The organism is Polyangium sorediatum (genome assembly GCF_029946465.1).
GTDB lineage: Bacteria > Myxococcota_A > Polyangia > Polyangiales > Polyangiaceae > Polyangium > Polyangium fumosum.
The window spans coordinates 1-17190 of the sequence record NZ_JARZHI010000007.1; the positions used below are offsets into that span (position 1 = coordinate 1).

At 68.7% G+C, this 17190-nt stretch carries 16 protein-coding genes; 10 read left to right on the plus strand and 6 right to left on the minus strand.

Annotated features, from left to right (window positions below; genetic code table 11):
- The first annotated feature begins 521 nt into the window (after window positions 1-521).
- The 3 genes from QHF89_RS10755 (at window position 522) to QHF89_RS10765 (ending at window position 5415) form a co-directional block, all read left to right on the plus strand.
- Window positions 522-1784, plus strand: a complete 1263-nt coding sequence (locus QHF89_RS10755; protein WP_136967036.1) for a hypothetical protein — start codon at window positions 522-524, stop codon at window positions 1782-1784.
- 14 nt (window positions 1785-1798) lie between these two features.
- Window positions 1799-2950 (plus strand): hypothetical protein, encoded by a 1152-nt coding sequence (locus tag QHF89_RS10760; RefSeq protein WP_136967035.1) that lies wholly within the window; start codon window positions 1799-1801, stop codon window positions 2948-2950.
- Between the two features lie 1823 nt (window positions 2951-4773).
- On the plus strand, window positions 4774-5415 hold the full coding sequence (locus QHF89_RS10765; RefSeq protein WP_136967034.1) for a hypothetical protein: 642 nt from the start codon (window positions 4774-4776) through the stop codon (window positions 5413-5415).
- A gap of 1 nt (window position 5416) precedes the next feature.
- Here QHF89_RS10765 and QHF89_RS10770 read toward each other — a convergent pair whose 3' ends face one another.
- Entirely contained in the window at window positions 5417-6676 is a 1260-nt protein-coding gene (locus tag QHF89_RS10770; RefSeq protein WP_136967033.1) for a hypothetical protein, read from the minus strand.
- A 213-nt stretch (window positions 6677-6889) separates the two neighbouring features.
- Here QHF89_RS10770 and QHF89_RS10775 point away from each other — a divergent pair, with 213 nt between their 5' ends.
- Together QHF89_RS10775 and QHF89_RS10780 are read left to right on the plus strand one after the other, a co-directional pair.
- On the plus strand, window positions 6890-7465 hold the full coding sequence (locus tag QHF89_RS10775; protein ID WP_136967032.1) for a hypothetical protein: 576 nt from the start codon (window positions 6890-6892) through the stop codon (window positions 7463-7465).
- Window positions 7462-7983, plus strand: a complete 522-nt coding sequence (locus QHF89_RS10780; protein ID WP_136967031.1) for a hypothetical protein — start codon at window positions 7462-7464, stop codon at window positions 7981-7983. Before QHF89_RS10775 ends, QHF89_RS10780 begins: the two co-directional genes overlap by 4 nt.
- A gap of 27 nt (window positions 7984-8010) precedes the next feature.
- Here the strand turns inward: QHF89_RS10780 and QHF89_RS10785 are convergent, their stop codons facing one another.
- The 5 genes from QHF89_RS10785 to QHF89_RS10805 form a co-directional block, all read right to left on the minus strand.
- Window positions 8011-8991 (minus strand): hypothetical protein, encoded by a 981-nt coding sequence (locus QHF89_RS10785; protein ID WP_136967030.1) that lies wholly within the window; start codon window positions 8989-8991, stop codon window positions 8011-8013.
- A gap of 49 nt (window positions 8992-9040) precedes the next feature.
- A complete protein-coding gene (locus QHF89_RS10790) occupies window positions 9041-9694 on the minus strand; it encodes an LON peptidase substrate-binding domain-containing protein (RefSeq protein WP_136967029.1) in 654 nt (217 codons plus the stop codon).
- A gap of 61 nt (window positions 9695-9755) precedes the next feature.
- Window positions 9756-10319, minus strand: coding sequence for a GTP cyclohydrolase I (folE, locus tag QHF89_RS10795; RefSeq protein WP_136967028.1), 564 nt, complete (start codon window positions 10317-10319; stop codon window positions 9756-9758).
- 5 nt (window positions 10320-10324) lie between these two features.
- Window positions 10325-10753: a DUF2203 domain-containing protein gene (locus QHF89_RS10800; protein ID WP_136967027.1), complete on the minus strand. Its 429-nt coding sequence runs from the start codon at window positions 10751-10753 to the stop codon at window positions 10325-10327.
- Entirely contained in the window at window positions 10750-11376 is a 627-nt protein-coding gene (locus QHF89_RS10805) for a helix-turn-helix domain-containing protein (RefSeq protein WP_284720349.1), read from the minus strand. The genes QHF89_RS10800 and QHF89_RS10805 overlap by 4 nt, the downstream gene beginning before the upstream one ends.
- 210 nt (window positions 11377-11586) lie before the next feature.
- On the opposite strand from QHF89_RS10805, the gene QHF89_RS10810 reads away from it, so the two are divergent.
- From QHF89_RS10810 to QHF89_RS10830, 5 genes are all read left to right on the plus strand, one after another.
- On the plus strand, window positions 11587-13641 hold the full coding sequence (locus tag QHF89_RS10810; RefSeq protein ID WP_136967025.1) for a DUF2330 domain-containing protein: 2055 nt from the start codon (window positions 11587-11589) through the stop codon (window positions 13639-13641).
- 287 nt (window positions 13642-13928) lie between these two features.
- The gene (locus QHF89_RS10815; RefSeq protein ID WP_136928993.1) at window positions 13929-14153 is read left to right on the plus strand and encodes a hypothetical protein; all 225 of its coding nucleotides are present in this window, start codon (window positions 13929-13931) and stop codon (window positions 14151-14153) included.
- Window positions 14154-14173: 20 nt separating this feature from the next.
- Window positions 14174-15427, plus strand: coding sequence for a molybdopterin molybdotransferase MoeA (locus tag QHF89_RS10820; RefSeq protein WP_284720350.1), 1254 nt, complete (start codon window positions 14174-14176; stop codon window positions 15425-15427).
- A 15-nt stretch (window positions 15428-15442) separates the two neighbouring features.
- Entirely contained in the window at window positions 15443-16129 is a 687-nt protein-coding gene (gene mobA, locus QHF89_RS10825) for a molybdenum cofactor guanylyltransferase (protein ID WP_284720351.1), read from the plus strand.
- Between the two features lie 32 nt (window positions 16130-16161).
- On the plus strand, window positions 16162-17187 hold the full coding sequence (locus tag QHF89_RS10830) for a site-2 protease family protein (protein ID WP_136967024.1): 1026 nt from the start codon (window positions 16162-16164) through the stop codon (window positions 17185-17187).
- Window positions 17188-17190: the final 3 nt, after the last annotated feature.

Here is a 17190-nt window from a genome sequence, read left to right on the forward strand (position 1 = left end):
AGGAACCCTGAACAGCCAGAGCGTCGCTTCGCTCCGATCACGATGGCGCGAAACGGGTGGTCACGATGGCGCGAAACAGGTGGTCACGATGGCGCGTAACGAGCGGTCACGATGGGCGGGATGCGCACTTCGGCACGCGGCGCAGCTCTCGGGGCGCTCGGCGTGGCGCGTGCTCGACGGCGCAGCCCCCGGGCAGCCCTCGCGACAGTTCGTGTCATGGCACGAAATCGAACCTGGCACGAACTCCCGCCGCTCGGCGTTCGGCGCAGTCCTCGCGCCGCTCGGCGCGCGCTCGGCGTGGCGCGTGCTCGACGGCGCAGCCCTCGCGGCGCTCTCGACGCTCGGCGCAGCCCTCGGGGCGCTCGGCGCGGTCGTGCTCGACGGCGCAGTCCTCGCGGCGTACTCAGCGCTCGGCGTGGTCGCTCGACGGCGACAGACCCGCGGATCGCACGGTGCAAAGGTTCGTCCGATCTTACCGCACCCCTTCCCGGCGTTCGTCCGATCCTGTAGGATGCTCCCTCGTGTCTCGCCCCTTCGCCCTGGCCGTTCTCCTCCTACTTTCGCTTTCGGCGCCCATTAAGGCGGCTGAACCGGAGAAGCCCGCGCAGTCGAAACCCGACGAACCTAAACCCACGCGCGCCAGCCGGTATCGTAAGTTAAGCCCCGAGGACGAGGAACGGTTCAAGGCGCGCGTTGCGGCGGGAGATCGGGCCCTCGAAGCGCGGCGGTTAAATGAGGCTGCCGACAGATATACGGAAGCCCTAACGATTAAGCACGATCCTCGCCTATCCGGACGCCTTGGGCTCGTGCTTTCAATGTTTCTGCCAGACCCGCAAACCGATCTCACAATGGCATTTGCCTTGCAAGTTGCGGTATCCGAGGCAGCCGGAATATCGTCGGCGGAGCGTAGGCAATTCTTTGAGGCTTACGAGCGCGTGCGCAAGCGTGTCTGTCGGATCGATGTCATGGTCAACGATGTTGACGCCATGGTATCGATCGGAGTCGACAGGCGCGTCCGAAGCGAAGGCGCGTTTTGGACGTTCATATCGCCTGGAAAGACAGACATCTCCGCGACATTGACGGGTCGTAAAGACCTCAAACAGACCGCCGAGTGTGTCGACGGAAAGTCGATTTTACTGCAATTCGAGTTTCCCGAGCCTGACGCGAGTCAGCCTCAAATCATAACCATCGAGAAGGAACCGACGGAACGACGTGTAATTGTGCGCGAAGTTGTCCGGGCGCCGAATGCCGCGCGAGAGCCCTTGCCCCTGGAGGCAGAGGCGCCGCCTCGCTTCAATGTTGGCATCGGCCCTGTAATGGTGTTCGGCGCGGCCCCCTCTGCGTCCCTTGGCTTCTCCCTTGTGGGCCAGTATCGGCGCCAGAGCTTTTCAGTCATGGCCGTTGCAAAAGGCGCATGGTCGCTTGGTGATGTTGTCAACCGGCCGATCGACATATTCTCGGCTTCTGCCGTTGCTGGACCGTGCGCGCACTGGCAATGGTTCCAGGGGTGCGCCCTTGCAGGGGCAACACTCTTCGATCATCGGCTCGGGCCAACCTCTGTATATGGATTGTATACAGACACCCATGTTGTTCCGACGTTGGGACTTGGTGTCGGCGCGACGTACGGCATTACAAGCACCGTGTCCGCGCGCATCTTCGCGGATGCCGCCGCGCTGACCCGAGACGTGGTGGTTGATATCGCTGCTCCGGGTGGCACAACTCCAATTTGGCAAACCAATCGTTTTCTGTTTTCCGTGTCGGCATCGTTAATGTTCGGTCGGTAGGAAGGACGCTCGTCATGTTCGCGGTTCAACTCAGGACAAAGCTCTTCGTTTCAATCGCGCTCGGCGCATCCGGCCTCGGCTCGGCGCTTGTCGTGAATGGCTGCACGGCAGAGCCTTTACATTCGACGCTTTATTGCCTCCCGGACGCGAGTCCGGATGCGGACATCCACGGGGATTGCTTCCCCGATGGCGGCGGTTCGATCGAGCCTCTATCCTGCAAAGCAGCCGGGGGCGAATGTGTCCCCATGGGGACATCCGACTTTCGCGAAAAGGCGGTCCTGGTATGGATGGGGGCCGAGGAGGAGGCGCCCGATTGCCCGGAGCGAGCCGAAGGCGATTTCTACACCGGCTATGCCGATCTGTCGGTACACGTTCAATGCTCGCCTTGCGCGTGCGGGCCTGCAACATGCAGCCTGCCGAATGCCATTACCGTGGATTCCGCTAGCTTCTGCCAGGGCGGCAACGTGACGAGCTACCAGGCTCCCATGCCGTGGGATGGAAGTTGCGTTTCCCCCGCTGTAATTCCTTCTGGCACCTTCGCGTCCATTATGCTCGCAGCGCCTACCGTCTCGCCGTGCGAGCCCATTGGCGACCCGATCCCGGAGTCTCCTTCCTTCGCGCCGCAGCCTGTCTCGTTTGCAAACGGAATCCACTGGGGTACGTTCGCGAAAGCGTGTCAAGGGACGGTCGATGGTAAATGCGAGAATTCCAACGACACTTGCTTGCCGAGCGCCGAGCCCCCGCCCCCGGGGTTTCGTCAGTGCGTGCAATATACGTTGCCTGTCGATGAGGAGCACTTGCCGAAGTGCCCCGAAGTATTCCCGCATCAATTCGTGTTCTATGGCGGAACCGAAGGGAAAGTGGAATGCTCGGCTTGCGAGTGCGGCGAACCGATTGGCGGACAATGCGCGGCGGCAGTTTCGGCTTACCAGAATCCGGTATGCGGCAGCCTTCCGAACCCGCTTTTCAAAGACGTGCCAGCGGCCCAGGGGCTCTGCATCGACTTCGCGGGCATGCCGCTCGCGCTTGGTGGGATGGAGGCGAAATGGATCAACAATGAGCCTGGGACATGCGAGCCAAGCGGCGGGCAGCCTGTCGGCGAAGTGAGGGGCGCAGACCCGCGCGTCTTTTGCTGTCAGGCACCATCCCCGCCAATGGACCAATGAGAGCGCGTGACGGACGACTAGGAAGGACGAGTGCAATGGTGTTTGCAGTTCATGTTCCGCGGTTTCTCGTGAATGTGTTCAGCGGAGCGGTGCTAGCCGTTTTAGCCGCGGCCTGTGGTCCCTCTCCACCAACCATTGACGACGACGCCTGTCATATGCGGATGGTGGCCTGTCAAAATCGGTGCGCGAAATCCGGCTTTAGCATAGCGTGCGATCTCTGTTGCCGCAACCAGGCGCGCAAATGCGATTCGGACGGCGGCGACTATAGCTTCTCAAGCTGCGAGGAGTAGTCAGGACTCGTGGAGCACGCGCCAGTCGAGTAATCCAATGGGCCAAGCGAGCCAAGGGTGACGAGGAAGGAAAATCGATGAAACGACACCTTTTGCTTGCAGTTGGTGCAATCGCGCTTTTCGGACTCCTGGTTCTTGCTGCGGCTACAATGCAGCCTATAGGTCATCGATCGCGACAACGGACCGACGCCGCAGAGCCGACATGTGCAGACTATCAGGAGATTTGTTACAGTGGCTGCAATACGCGTGGGTTGGGCGCGGATTGCAGCGCATGCTGCGACAGGGTAAAAGCCGAATGTGACGCAGGAGGTGACTATATGAAGCAGGCCAAGAAATGCGGTGTCGCCTCGCCATCAGCGACCAAGCAATAGCGCGCCCCGAGGGCTGCGCCGTGCGCCTCGCAATCGCCCCGACCGTCGAGAGCGCCCCGAGGGCTGCGCCCGTCGAGCACGACCGCGCCGAGCGCCCCGAGGGCTGCGCCGCGCCGAGCACGACCGTGCCGAGCGTCGAGAGCGCCCCGAGGGCTGCGCCGTGCGCCTCGCAATCGCCCCGAGCATCGAGAGCGCCCCGAGGGCTGCGCCGTCGAGCACGACCACGCCGAGCGCCCCGAGGGCTGCGCCGCGCCGAGCACGACCGCGCCAAGCGTCGAGAGCGCCCCGAGGGCTGCGCCCGTCGAGCACGACCGCGCCGAGCGCGCGCCGAGCGTCGAGAGCCCCGAGGGCTGCGCGCCTCGCAATCGCCCCGAGCATCGAGAGCGCCCCGAGGGCTGCGCCCGTCGAGCACGACCGCGCCAAGCGTCGAGAGCGCCCCGAGGGTTGCGCCCGTCGAGCACGACCGCTCCGAGAGCGCGCCGAGCGTCGAGAGCCCCGAGGGCTGCGCCGTGCGCCTCGCAATCGCCCCGAGCGTCGAGAGCGCCCCGAGGGCTGCGCCGTGCGCCCCGCAAGGCTTCCGCCCGTGTTCGGAGGAACCATGCAAATCCTGTTGAAGATCGCGCCGTTACTCCTCGCCCTAGCCTCAGAAACGGTACACAAACAGATTTCGCTTGCCGCCTCCGCCTCCGCCCCCGCTTCCGCCAGCACCTCCGCTTCCGCCTCCGCCTCCGCCTCCGCCCCCGCCCCCGCTTCCGGTCGCGCTGCATTGGCAAGGTTCGTATCCACTGCCCTCCCCGTTGCACACCTGGACGCCTTGCGCGCCTGCGGGGCATGCGCAGGCGACCTGACTGCCGGGAATGCAAAGCACGTTGCCGCCCGTGGAGCTCGTTGAACCATTTCCGCCGGAGCCCGTGGAGCCACCGCCCGGCGTGCACCCCACGAGGAGCGCGAGCGCGAGGAGGGAAACCCCGAGATCAGCGCGTGGGCGGCGGAATGGGCTCGACGGATTCGAATGACGGGGTCGCGGCATGGTGCTCTTCATGGTGGGGGCTCGGCTCGTAGGAGGACCATCGTCGCCAGCCCATGTGCAGATTGCAAGTGCCAACGACGATCCGCACGGCCCCGCCTCCCTGGCACACCCGCTGCCCCTTCCCCCCTCACCATGCCCGCGTCCCCCTCCCCTGCGAAGCCCCTGCTCACGTTGGCAGCGTGTTTTGCCCTCGCCGCCTGCGAGCCCCCTTCCCCGCAATCCGAGCTTTTCACCCCGGATCCCGACGCGCCAACCTCGACGACCGAATTCCAGACCACCTACACCATCGACGCGGCCACGCCGCTCCTCCTCGATCTACGCGGCAGCACGACCGGCGATCCCTACGCATTGACGTGCGCGCAAAACGAGCTCGTCGTCGGCCTGCGGGGACGGAGCGATACGACCGTCGGCGCGCTGGGGCTGATCTGTGCGCGAATGCTGGAGAATGGCACGTTCACGAATCACGACGAAAGGCCGATGATCGGGGGCACGACGGGGGAAGCGTTTTCCTCGGAGTGCCCGCAAAGCGAGGCTGTCATCGCCGTGCGTGGTCGCGCCGCGTCCACGCTCGATCGCATCGGCGTGCGCTGCGCGCGCGTGCGGCCGTGGGTGCAAATGGGGGCGCCCGGGAGCATCGAGCCCTCGTTCGGCGGCACCGGCGGCGTGCCGTTCACGGAGACCTGTCCGCCCGGGTATTTCCTGCAAGGGCTGCTCGGCTACGCCGCCGGAGCGGTCCACAGCACGCAGAGCTTGTGCGTGCCGATCGTCACCTGAGTCATTTGTAAAACGTGACGGTGTACGCGCGCGGCAATTCGGGGCCCTCGTCGGGGTCGAACGGGTGGCTCCGGTCGATGCTGCCCACGTTGACGCCGACGACCATGAGCCCGGCGAGGCCTCGCACGTCGCGAATCGTTCGATCGGCGTGGGTCGCGCCGTTGATCCCGGCGATCGTCGCGCGGCCGACCTCGGCGCCCGCGTGGTCGATCTTCACGAGCGTCCAGTGGAAAAAGACGCCGAGCTCCCAGTCCGCGGCGAACGTGATTTCGGCGTCCTCGGGCGCGCCTTGCAAATCGAGCCAGAGGTACGTCGCGCCGGTCGCCTCGATCGGCCGGAGCGGCGCGAGCCGTCGCGGCAAGGTGTCGTAGGCGACGGCCCATTCGAAGCGGACGCGGCCGAAATCGCCGAACCGCTCGACGTCCACGAGGTGCCCGCCGTCGCTCCGCGAGCCCACGAACGCGCGGTCGACCGCGAAATCGAGGAGCAGGTCCTCGAAAGGTTTTTCGTGCGCGCGGGCATTGCTGCGCAAGGCGTCGAAGAGGTCGGGCTCGTTGGCGAAATGAAGCGCGGAGGCCTCGGTACGCTGGCCGGCGACGGCGAGCAGGCCCCAAAGGACGCCGGTGGGTACACCCCTGCCGTAGTGTTCGTCGAGGAAACGCGCGAAAAGGAAGGCGCCCGTGGGTTCGTCGGGGCTCGCGAGCGCGGTGAGCGAACGCTCCGGCGCGCGCTGAAAATCGTCGACGGCGGCGGCGTCGACGAGGCCACAATCGACGATTGTGGCGGCGAGCTCGGTGCCAACCATTCCCATCGCGGAGGGTTCGGCGCCCGCGTCGAGGCGGAGCACGGAGGCATGGGCGAGGGCACGGGTGACGGCGGCGTCGAATTCACAGCCGGCCGCGGGATCGGGCGGCGGGAGGACGGTGAACGCAGCGGCGCGGTCCCAAGCGCCGCCCGTGGCAATGCCGTCGGGGACAGTGAAGGGCGGAAGGGCGCCTTCGACGAGGTAGAGGTCGTACCGCGCGTCGCCGCCGCGATCGTCGTCGGGCAACGGGAGCGGCAAGCCGAGCGCGGTCATGGCACGGAGCGAACGTTCGGCAGAGGCGAGCGCGCGGAGGATCGAGCCCTCGGCCACGGAGGCGCCCGCGTGGACGCAGACGGGCGCGAGGAACGAACAGGCGGCCCTGGGGACGGAGCCAGCAAGCGGGCGTTCGCGGGCCGGGAGAACGGAGGGCCCGGCGCGGCGAGCGGGTGCGGCCACGGGAGCGGGAGCGGAGGCGGACGCGGGCGCGGAAGCGGGAGCGGAAGCGGAAGCGGGCGCGGCAGCGGCAGCGATCAGGATTCCTGCCCACCCGAGGGCCCAACGACTGCGCGACGAGCGCGACGCCGCCATTTGACACCCCTCGGCGCGACGCCCTACAACCATGAGGTCCGAGATCGTCGGGCTCCGAAGGCCGCTCGACACGGGTAGGGTATGTACACGAACGCGGGGACTTTGTCGTTCGACCTCGCCGAAGGGCTCGTGCGGCTCGGCGGAGAAGCGCGCGTCGTCGTGCCCGCCTCGGCGCTCATGGCGCTCTGGGGCGGCGCGAGCCCAGCCGCGCGCCGCGTCTTCGGTCGAGCTCTCGGCGAGTCGATCGGACGCGCCGCCGCCAAACGTCTCGCCGCCGATGGCGCAGACCCGACACACGCGATGCTCGACGCGAGCCCCGAAGCCGCGCTCTCCGAGCTCGCCGCCGCGTGGGCGCTCGCCGGCCTCGGCGCGCTCGATCTCGAACGGTGGGGACGCGCGCTCGTGTTCGTCGTGGCGGGATCACCGCTCGGCGCGGACGGCGACGAGCTCTGCGAGATCACGCTCGAAGGCGCGCTGTCCGTGGCGAGCGGCAAGAGCGCGCGGGTCGTGCGGATCGAGCGCATCGAGGCGCACGCGCGGTTCTTCGTGAGCAACGCAGGCGCGACGGCGAGGATGCGCGCGGAGCTCGCGCGAGGCACGGTATGGGCCGAGGTGCTCGCCGAGCTCGACGGGCCCGCCTCCCGAGGTGACGCTTGAGCGACGACGACGACCAGGACTGGCCCGGCTCGCCAGAGACGAAGGTTTCGAAATCCACGCCGGACCTCGTGCCGCCCGCATCGTCGCGACAACCACGCTCGCTCAAAGACGAGCTGCCGCTCGACGACGCCTTGCCCGGCATCCTCGATCCCGACGCCGAGCCGCTGCCCGAATCCGAGGAGCGACCTCCCGCCTCGCGCAAGGTCGCGAGCGTGCGCGTCCCGGACGCGCGCGGCGACGAGCGCGTCGACGACTATTCGACCTGGGAGATCGACGGCCTCACGGCGGAGCCTCCGCCCACGCGCAAGGCCGGCTGGCTCGGCGTGGAACGCAAGGCGCCGGGCGAGGACGCGCGCGTGCGCATCGAGCCCAACGCCGCCCAGGGGCCCACGCTCGTGCGGCGCGTGCTGCCGGAGGACGAGCTCGTCGCGCTCGGCTCTCCTGCACGCGCCCACCGCCCTGCCACGTTCGGCGAGCTGCTCGACGCTTCGCTTGTGCTGGGTGAAGAGGGGGAGTGAGTCTCTCCTCCCCCGATCAAGGACGCCTCAGGCGCCCTTCTTCGGAGGCTGCTGGGGCGACATCGTCCGCGCCATGAACGAGTAGACGTCCATCTTGTCGCGCGGCGGCTGCCCCATCGACGTGAGCTTCTGCGCGATGTCGTCGACGAGCGCGCGCATGCGCTCGTACGTGGCTGCGCTCGGCGCGCGCTCGTACTTGAGCGGGAAGCTCATCATCGCCGCCTGCTTCTCGTAGAACGACGGCTTCACGAAGACGTGCTCCTCCGGCGTCATGAGCGCCGAGAGCACCGTCGCGAGCGGCCACGTCGCGAGCTTCGCCTTCCCGAGGACCGCGACGAGACGATCAAAGCGCGCGTCGTACGCATCGGAACCATGGAGCAAATCGCGCACCGCCTCGGCGACGGCGCGGTCGTGCTCGGCCGCCATCTTGGTGAACGGGATGATGTCGCCGAGCGGGTGCAAGAGGCCCGTCGCCGCCTTGTGGATCGTGCGCACGTTCGCCACGATCTCCGCAAACGCGCCCGCCTGGATCTGCTTGTCGAGCACGTCGCGCGCGAGGAGATCCCGCGCCGTGGCCATCGCGATCGCGCGCGTCGCCTTGGCCTTCTTGGCCGTCGGGTTCGGATCCTCGACCCCACGCTCCTCCTTGGCGAACCGCGCGCTCGTGAAGCCGCCCGGGAAGATCTCCAGGAACAACGCGAACTGCGCCTCGAAGTTCGGCAGGACGGGCGCCACCGCCTTCTGCTTGGGCTTGCCCGACGGCGACCTCTGATCCTTGAGCCCGCGGACCTTCTTCTCGAGGGCCCGCGCCTCCGCAGCGCCGAGCGTGACCGGCTCGAGCTTCGACCAGAAGGCCTTGGCGATCGAGTGGCTCATGCCATCCTCGAAGTCGTAAAAGCGCTTGTCGTCGCGTTCTTCGGAGAGATAGCCGAGGCCCCACTCGGGACAGCCCGGGTGCTTGACGATCATCGGCGCGACGGCGGAGGCAGGGGGGACGTTCACGGTCATGGGCGGCCAGAGTAGCCCATGAGGAGCGCGGCGCACGCTCTGTCCTCGCTCAATTCAGGTCGCGACCGCCCGGCATGAGCGTGTGCCTCTGCATCGCGAGGACCTCAGCGACGCGGCGAACACGCGCGCGCGGCGAGAGCGTCTCGAGGATCGCTTGACGTTCGCGTGCGTCGAGCACGAGGTGGTGGGCGCAGAGGTCGGCGAGCAAAGCCGGCTTCGCGTCGCGCGGCAAGCGAAACTCGAAGCCGCGATCCCGCTCCCGAACGAACTGCGCGAACGCCGTCGCGGTCGATACCAGCGCCGACAACTCGCTCTGCGTGATTTCCTCGTCCGGAGGAACGAGCACCTCCGCGGACGCGCGCCGGTACGGCGGTTCGAACGAGAGCTCCGACAAACGAACCCGCACGCGGCCGCGCAGGAGGATGTTGAACCGACCGCCCGGCAGCTCCGTGTGGTCGACGATCGTGCCGAGCCCGGCGACCTGCGCGATCTCCGGATGCCCGTGCGCGTCCATCGGGCGCTCGTTCGTGATCATCACGATCGCCATCGAGCGGTGCGTCTTCAGCACGTCGGTCACCATCGCGCGGTACCGCGGCTCGAAGACGTGCAGGGGCAAGAGCGCGCCTGGAAAGAGCACCGTGTTCGGCAGCGGGAAGAGGGGCAACGCAGGGAGCGCCTCCAGCAGATCCGAAAGGGTGTTCATCGAACGAACGTAGCACGCACCACAGGCAGGGCGTACGCCGAGGGCCTTGAACGGACGCGCCTCAGCGGCCGAGCGCGGCGAGCGCGAGCGCGCGTCCCTCGCTCGTGGCGAACGATCCGCCGAACGCGAGGGTCTCCACGAGCGCGCCGGTTTTCCGCTCGCCCCGCGAGACGAGGCAGGTGTGCGTGAGCGTGAGCTTGCAGAGCGCGCCCTTCGCTTCGAGCTCGCGGCCGATGAGGTCGACCACGGTCGCGCCGATCTGCTCCTGCAACGTCAACCTGCGCGCCACGACGTCGACGACACGGGCGAGCGTGCCGATGCCCGCGACACGCGCGCCCGGCTGGTACGCGACGATCGCCGAGCCGAACGCAGGCAAGAGGTGATGCGGGCAGATGGTCGTCACCGCGAGGTCACGCACGACGACGATGCCCGTGCCCGTGTCGGTCACGCCGAGCGAGCCTTCGCGCAGCACGGCGGAAGCGTCGATCGACTCGCCTTCGAGCAGGTCGTCGGCCCACGCGTCGGCCACGCGCTCGCCCGTGCCCTCGAGCTCGCCCACGGGCTCGTGCCCGAGGGCGCGCAGAAAGTCCTCCACGGCCCGCGCGGCTGCTCTGCGATCGATCATGATGGTCAGTTATACAGCGGCTTCGAGGGGATCCCGATGGGCTTGCGCCCGGAAAAACCCTGATCGAGCTCGTGCCAGTGCTCGACCGCCCGCTCGCCGTACCGCCAGCAGAGCCAGACGTCGCGGCCCTCGATCCGCCCGAGGAAATCACAGAGGCCGATGCGCGGATCCTTCACGGCCACGCCGAGCTCCTCGATGGAGCGCCAGCCCTCTTCGTAGACCAGGAGCTCGGCCCGGAGCGCGCGCTCGTCGGGGTCGAGCACCTCTTCACCTTCGATCATCACGAGCAGCCGCTCGCCCTGGCCACGCGCCCGCATCGCACGCAGGCGCTGGTCGATGTCGAACGCGCGGCGCATCTGCGCGCCTACGAGGAGCGAGAGGCGCGGCACGAGCGCGTTCGCCTCCGCGAGCGTCCAGATGCGCCGAACGCTCAAGAGGACTCTTTCTCGCCCTCGGCCCCACCCGGCGGCGCCGCGAGCTTGCGCGCCGGATCGTGGTTGCACGGGTTGATGGACCAGAGCACGCGCACGCTCCGCGGCAGGACCGGATGCGCCGTCATCACGGTGCAGGTCTCGCAGGCCGTCGGGAACCCCCGATCGTCCTCGCAGCGCATGCAGGGCTCGACGATCTTCGTGGTCTCTTCGAGGTCGTCGCGCAGGCGGTTCAGGACCGCGAGCTTCTCCTTCAGCTCGTCGATCCGCGCGGCGAGGACCTTCGTGGCCTGCTGCGCGGCCGCGGACCCCGACGTCGCCGTCTTCTTCACGTCGAGGATGGCCTTGATGTCGTCGAGCGACAGGCCCGCCATGCGCATGTCGGTCACGAGCATCAGCCGGTCGAGCTCGGAGCGTTCGAACAGCCGATGCCCGCCGTCGGTGCGCCGGGCGGGCCGCAAGATGCCCTCTTCCTCGTAAAAACGCACGGTGCGGAGCGTGCTGTTCGACAGCCGCGCCATTTCACCGGTGGTCAAGAGCGGCGTTTCGCGCGGGCGGTCCGCCTCCGCAGGCGCACCCGCCTCGGCGGGCGAGTCAGGGCACGGGGCAGGTGCATGAGGATCCACGGGTTTCGAGGGTACATGAGGTTACGTAACCGGCAAGAGGGCATCCCGTCCGCGCTCGCCTGTTTACGTCCCCACATGCTTATTTTTCATATCCCTCCCAGGTTTGCGCGCCCGCTATGAACGACGGTTCTCACCGCGCGAGGCGGAGCACGAAACTCCGCTTCGCCGGTTGAATTCGATGGAGGCACGTCGCTTGCTGATGGGCTCGGCATGCACTTGCGCTTGCTCCCTCTCACGGGCCTCGCCGCGATCACGACCCTCGCCATGACCCAGCACGCCGACGCGGCCGGCGCCTGGCTCCCAAGCGCGGAGACCACGCCGTTCGAGCAGCGCGTGGCCGTCGCCGTCGGCCCCACGCGCTCCACGTTGTGGACCAGCCTTCGCGCGTCGGCCGACGTCGGCCCGTTCGGGATCATCGTCCCCGTCGCCCCGGGCGCCGCGCTCGATCACAGCTCCGACGCTTGGCTCGAAGCCCTCAACACAGCGACGGCGCCGCGCATCTTCCCGCCGACCGGCGTGACCCCGACGTGCCCCGGCGAAGAGGTCCCCGACGGCTCGGATCCGTTCCACGTGACCGACGAGCTCGGCTCGATCGAGAGCCTCGCGCCGATCGAATCCAAGCTCTTGCCGGACATGGCCGCGGTCTCCGCGTGGGCGAACCAGCACGGCTTCGAGATCGCGCCCGATGTCTACGCCGCGCTCGACAAGATGGTCGGCAAGCGCTTCTTCGCCGAGCGCTTCAACGCGCCGAACGCGCCGTTCATCACCTCCACCTTGCGTGTCGTGTCCCCGACGCAGGACCCCGTGCTTCCGCTCGCCGTGACGCGCGCCGGCGCCACGGATCTGCGCGTCACGGCGTGGCTGCTCGGCAAGGGCAGGGCCGCGCTCGCGGGCAGCAAGCCGATCACGCTCCCGACGAACGATCTGCACTGGAGCGCAGGCGACGGCGATTCGAACTACGTCACGCTGCGCGCGGACAGGCTCCTCGCCGGCGGGCCGAGCGCGGTGCTGATCGAGGCGGCGAGCCACGAGGCGCTCGTGAGCAACGTGCCGATCGCGAACGGGACGAGCTCGGTCACGGGTGTGGTGACGAGCTTCTTCCAGCGCGCTGCGATCTACGGCGACGGGAACCCGAGCGCCTCGTCCTGCATCACGGTGGCCGCGGTCGCGCTCGACGAGCCGTACGCGGTGGCCGAGAGCTGTCCACGCGCCGGGCTCGGCATCGTGGGCGGCGGGCCCGCGTGCGTGGAGTCGCCCGCAGGCGCGGAGCTCGATCCGGCGAAGCTACGTTGCGGCGGCATCACGGACGACCTCGCCGTCGCGCTCTCGGGCATGGTGCCAGAGGACGCCGTGCTCACGCGCGCGACGTTGTTCATCGCGAAAAACGCGGCCGGCAGCGCGTGGCCCGTGACGTTCGAGCCCGCGGCGTCGGACGTCGCGCCCTTGCTCACGGCGACGAGCCTCGATCTCGGCACCTGCAGCGGGAACAGCAGCACGACGGGGAGCGGCAGCAGCTCGAGCTCGGGCGGCAGTTCGAGCTCGGGCGGGCAAGGCGGATCGAACGGCGTGGGCGTGGGCGTCGGCGTCGGCGGATCGGCCGGTTCGTACTACGACGACGACTACGACAACGACGTCAACTGCGCCTGCGTGGGCACCGCGGATCCGGTGATCACCGACGACACGGGCAGCGGAGGCGACGACTATTATTACGACGACTCGTCCAGCGAGGACTGCAGCGGCGACACCTCCGACACGGGCGATGACGGCTCCTACGACGACTCGTCCAGCGAGGACTGTAGCGGCGACACCTCCGACGACGACTATTACGACGACTCGTCCAGCGAGGACTGTGGCGGCGACACCTCCGACGACGACTACTACGACTACGACGACTCGTCCGACGACTCGTCCGACGACTCATCCAGCGAGGACTGCGGCGGCGACACGGACGACAGCAGCGAGAGCAGCGACTCGGATTGCAGCGGCGACACGGACGACGGCAGCGACGACTGGGGCGACTGGGAAGAGGCGCGCAAGTCGAGCAGCGCAGGTCGGCGCGTCGCGACGATCGACGTGTCTCACCACGACGCGTCGTCGGCTGCGCACCACGCTCCGGCGAAAAAAATGCGCAAGCGCGGGCCCAAGGCGTCCGTGATCACGCTGGGGTTGCTCGCGATCCTCGCGCCGCTGCGTCGCCTCGCGCGGCCCAACCGTTCGCAGCGCGGCGCCAAGGACAAACCCCGGCGCGAGCGCGCTTCTTCGTGAGGGCCCCGCGTGCCCGCTTCCGGGGCTGTCCCGGGCGAGCGGGCACGCGGCCCGAGCCCTTGGACGCGGCAGGAAAACGTCGGGGGCTTCCCGCGGGTCGTGTTGCCGTCCGGGCCGGCGTGATAGGATACTCGAATCATGAATCGCGCCGGGCGCCAGACTCGCGAGGGGGTACAGCGTCGTCACGGCATGGGCAGCGATCGCCCAAGCGCCACACGAGCACCGAGATCCGTTATGATCTGCGTGCTCGGGATGCATGAACTCGCTCAACGAAGGATGGCGCGCGCGTGGACTCCCTGTTCGATCAAGTAGTCCAGCGTAGCGGCCTTTCGCCGGTGTTCGCGAAGGGCACGATCCAGCGGGCCTTCGCGCGGATCGGCGTCGATGCGGCGAAGATGAAGCGCGACGATCTCGAGCGCGCGCTCCCCACGCTCCAGGCCGCGCTGGGCGTGTTCCTGCCGCCGCAGGAGCTCAAGGAACGAATCACGGACATCGGCAGGCTCTGCCGCTGATCGCGGAGCAGGGGGCGCACGTGGGCGTGCGAGACGTGCGCATGCGGGGCTTCCGGAATCGCGCGAGCGTCGATGAGGCGCTGGCCACGCTCGTGTCGCGCACGGTCGAGCTCGAAGCCGAGCGCGTGCCCGTCACGCAGGCGAGCGGGCGTGTGCTCGCCGAAGACGTGGCCGCCGCCGCGAGCGTTCCGCACTTCCGACGCGCCGCGATGGATGGATGGGCCGTCGTCGGAGAGTCGACGTTCGGGGCGAGCACGCACGCGCCTGTCGCGCTCGTGCTGATCGGCGAGGCGAGGCCGGGCAGGCCGTTCGCGGGCGTGCTGCGGCGCGGCGAGGCCGTGCGCATCACGACGGGCGCGCCGGTGCCCGAGGGCGCGGACGCGGTGCTCATGGCCGAGCGCGCCGAGGAGATCACGCGCGGCGATCAAACGATCGTCTCCGTCGCGGAGCCGGTCTCGCCGGGGAAACATGTCAGCGCGATCGGCGAGGACGTGCCCGCCGGGACGCTCGTGGCGAGGCGAGGCCGCAAGCTCCGACCGCAGGACGTGGGGCTCTTGGCGAGCGTCGGCGCGGGCCTCGTGTCCGTCGTGCGCAGGCCCCGCGTGCGGGTCGTGATCACGGGGGACGAGCTGCTCGCGCCGGGCAGCATGCCCGAAGGCTCGTGCATCGTGGACTCGAACAGCGTGGTGCTCGCGGCGCTCGTCGCGCGGGACGGCGGCGCGCTCTCGCCCACCGTGCGCGCGGCCGATCGGTACGAGCTCGTGCGCGAGGCGATCGGCGGCGGCGACGAGGACGTCGTGCTCGTCTCGGGCGGCTCGTCCGTGGGCCCCGAGGATCACGCGCCGCTCGCGCTCGCGGAGATCGGCGAGGTCACGGTGCACGGCGTGGCGATGCGCCCGTCGAGCCCGGCCGGCTTCGGCTTCGTCCCCGGAGACGGCCGCCCGCGCCCCGTCTTCCTCCTGCCGGGCAACCCGGTCTCTTGCTTGTGCGCGTACGAGTTTTTTGCAGGTCCAACGATCCGCGCGCTCGGCGGCCTCCCGCGCGCGTGGCCCCATCCGCGCGGAAAGGGCCGGCTCGACGCGAAGATCGTCTCCGAGCTCGGCCGCGTGGACTACGTCCGCGTGAAGTACGACGGCGCGCGGGTCACGCCGATCATGACGAGCGGCGCGTCGATCCTCTCCTCCACGACCCGCGCGGACGGCGTCGTGCTCGTCCCCGCCGGCAGCGAGGGCCATGGAGAGGGCGAGGAGGTCGAGGTTCTCCTCTATGATTGATCTCGGGGAAGCGTCGTGAAGCAAGCGCAGCTCCTCAACGTCGTGGACCGGGACCTCGTCCCCGGCCTCGGCGCCGTCGTCCTCGCGGGCGGCCGCAGCAGCCGCATGGGCCGCCCCAAGGCCTGGCTCCCCTTCGGCGACGAGGTCCTCCTCCAGCGCGTCGTGCGTCGCCTCGCCACGGTCGCCGCGCCCCTCGTCGTCGTCCGCGCCCCCGGGCAAGTGCTCCCGCCTCTGCCGGCCGACGTCACCATCGCCGACGACCCCGTCGAAGGCCGCGGGCCTCTCCAGGGCATCGCGGTGGGCCTCGCGGCGCTCGCCGGCAAGGCCGAAGCTGCGTTCGTCTCCGCCACCGACGCGCCTTTCGTGGATCCTGCGCTCGTGCGTTTTCTCTCGGATCTCCGCGGCTCCACGCGCGACGTCGTCGTCCCCCGCGCCGGCGGGCATGACCACCCGCTCGCGGCGGTGTACAGCGTCTCGGTCGTGTCCGAGATCGACGCCCTCCTCGCCGAGGACCGCCTCCGCCCGTTTTTCCTGTTCGAGCGCGTCCGCACCCTCGTCGTCCCTGAAGATCAGCTCCGCGAGGCGCCTTTCGTTTCCCTGTCCGGCGACGAGATCCTCGCCTTGCGAAACCTCAACACGCCCGAGGACTTTCGCGCGGCGCTCGACGTCGCGGGCCTGCCGATGCCGCGCGATCCGGCTTGAGCGAAGGCCGCCCACCGGCCACGCTAGGCCCGATGGAAAGGGACCAAGCCGAGACGACCGACGATTCCCCCGCGGCCGACGTGCAGGCCGCCGAGGCGCCTCTGCCCGATCCCCATGCCGACGCCGCCGCGCCCGCCGCGGGCCCGCTCCGGTGGCAGAAAAACCTGCTCCTCCTCGTCCTCACCATCGCCTCGACGCTCGTCACCTTTGCCCTCTCGAACGGCCTCGTCCCCGAAGGCGCGCCGTTCGCCGAGCAGCTCCGCGGCGTTCTCCGCGCGTGGACATATACCGTTCCGCTCATGGCCATCTTGCTGACGCACGAGCTCGGCCATTACTTCGCGGCGCGCCTCCACAAGGTCCCGGCCTCGCTCCCTTTTTTCATTCCCCTGCCCCTCCTGAGCCCGTTCGGCACCATGGGCGCGGTCATCGGCATGAGCGGCCGCATCAAGAGCCGCAATGCCTTGCTCGACATCGGCGCGGCCGGCCCGCTCGCCGGCCTCCTCGTCGCCATTCCGGTGATCCTCTACGGCCTGCGCACCTCGCCCGTCCTGCCCATCCCCGAGGAGGGCATCCAGGAAGGGCAATGCCTGCTCTATTTCGCCCTGAAGCGCCTCGCCATCGGCACGATCCCCGCGGGGCACGACGTCTTCCTCAATGGCCCCGCGTTCGCGGGCTGGGTCGGGCTCTTCGTCACGATGCTGAACCTCGTCCCCGTCGGCCAGCTCGACGGCGGGCACATCGCGTATGCCCTCTTCGGCGAGAAGCAGAATCGATATGCCCGGATCGTCCACGTGACGATGCTCGGCATGTTCCTCTTGAACCTCGCCCGCTTCCTGCCCCCGGCGCTCCGGGCCGGCGAGGGCGTCGGCGACGCCGTCGGCAATTCGATCTCGTGGCTCGTGTGGTTCGTCCTGGTCCACCTGCTCGGCCGCCTCGGCGGCAAGGATCATCCGCCGACCGAGCCGGGCGAACTCTCGCCCGTGCGCCGCGGCATCGCGGTCCTCTCGCTCGTCGTCTTCGTCCTGCTCTTCATGCCGACGCCCTGGTCGAAGTATTGAGCG